We start from the raw sequence: 1,481 nt of genomic DNA on the forward strand, positions 1-1,481 counted from the left end.
ATATACATCATCAGCCTAAAAACATACCAGTCTGCGTATTTTTCCGCATCGTCGTCGGGTAAATTTTCTTTCCATCTTTTTATGAAATAATCCTGCAAGGCAAGCACGGGCTGGACGATAAGGCTTTTTTCATCGACAAAGGGTAGTTTGGTTAGAAAATTGCCGTACACCATCATAAAATTCGCGCCTATCAGCCACTCTTTTGCCTTTGGATACGGCTGCCCGTCGTAGAGCCATTCGCTTCTTTGGTTTACGTACATCAGGGCATTGCCGACAATGAGAGCGATCAAGGCTATCAAAAGTAGCTTTTTGAGGGGCTTGGTTTGATTCGGCGATTTTGCGTTCACTTTTAATCCTGCGAGGTTATTGCGGGTATTTTACATATTGCGTCCTTAAATATTTTTAAAATTATATTTAAATGCATTGGATTTATTTACTTTGCAGTCGGACGGTTTTGTAAATTCGGCGTCATGATTTTTGCAGTGCAGGCTTTGCGGGAAAAGTGCGGCAAATTTTATTGATTTATGAATAAATTTAACGCACCAAAATAAAAAAGCGGCAAATTTTAGCAGACGAAACAGGTCAAATTTGACCCGGACGCCGTACCTCAAATTTACCGCCCGAAATAAATGCGACCAAAAGGCTCAAATTTGGCTACAGATCGCCAAACAGCGCTTTTAGATCCTTTGCATTTTCGTCTTTGCTCTCGCCTCTAGCGCCTAGCTCGTTTAGCTCGATCTCGTGACCCGTTAGCATGCTAGCTAGCCTGATATTTATGCCGCTTTTGCCGATAGCCTTGCTCTTTTGCTCGGTTACTAGGCTCACGACGGCTTTACCGTCCTCGCCGATTTTAACGGAGCTGATGATCGCCGGCGCCATCGCACGGGTGATGAGGATCGCAGGCTCGGCCGAATACTCAATTGCGTCGATATTTTCGCCGTTTAGCTCCTTTGTGACGGCGTTTATGCGCACGCCTTTGGTGCCCACGGTCGCGCCCACAGGATCGACATTAGGAGAGGTGGCTACGAGTGCGACTTTAGCGCGTTCTCCCGGGATTCTAGCGCTAGCGGCGATCAATACGAGGCCGTCCTTGATCTCCGGCACTTCGGCTTTTAGCAGAGCTTCGAGGAATTTTGGCGACGTGCGGCTTAGCTCGACCTTGATGCCCATAGATTTGTCGATATAGACGCTTTTTATGACGGCTTTTACGACGTCGCCCGGTTTAAATTTCTCGCCTTTTATGCGGTTTTTGCGCGGCATCACGGCTCGCAGCTCGTCTATCTCGATGAAGGTATTTTCCTCGCTATCCACGCGCGTGACGGAGCCAAAAACCATGTGCCCGACCATGTCTTGATATTTTTGAAAGATTTTTTCCTCCATCAGGCGCTGGATGTGATACTCAAGCTCCTTGTGAAGCGTTTGTGCAGCGGTGCGGCCGAGGTTGTCGGTAGATAGCTCGTATGTTAGCTCGTCGCCGATCT

At 47.6% G+C, this 1,481-nt stretch carries 2 protein-coding genes; both read right to left on the reverse strand.

Translation table 11 applies throughout. The features are described from left to right. Nucleotides 1-347, reverse strand: a 347-nt coding sequence (locus Q0338_RS07435) for a hypothetical protein (protein WP_298086199.1), incomplete at its 3' end; no start/stop codon positions are given. A gap of 307 nt (nucleotides 348-654) precedes the next feature. Further along, on the reverse strand, nucleotides 655-1,481 hold an 827-nt coding region (nusA, locus tag Q0338_RS07440; protein ID WP_298086200.1), incomplete at its 5' end, for a transcription termination factor NusA.

This window comes from uncultured Campylobacter sp. (genome assembly GCF_938018145.1).
In the GTDB taxonomy this organism is placed as follows: domain Bacteria; phylum Campylobacterota; class Campylobacteria; order Campylobacterales; family Campylobacteraceae; genus Campylobacter_A.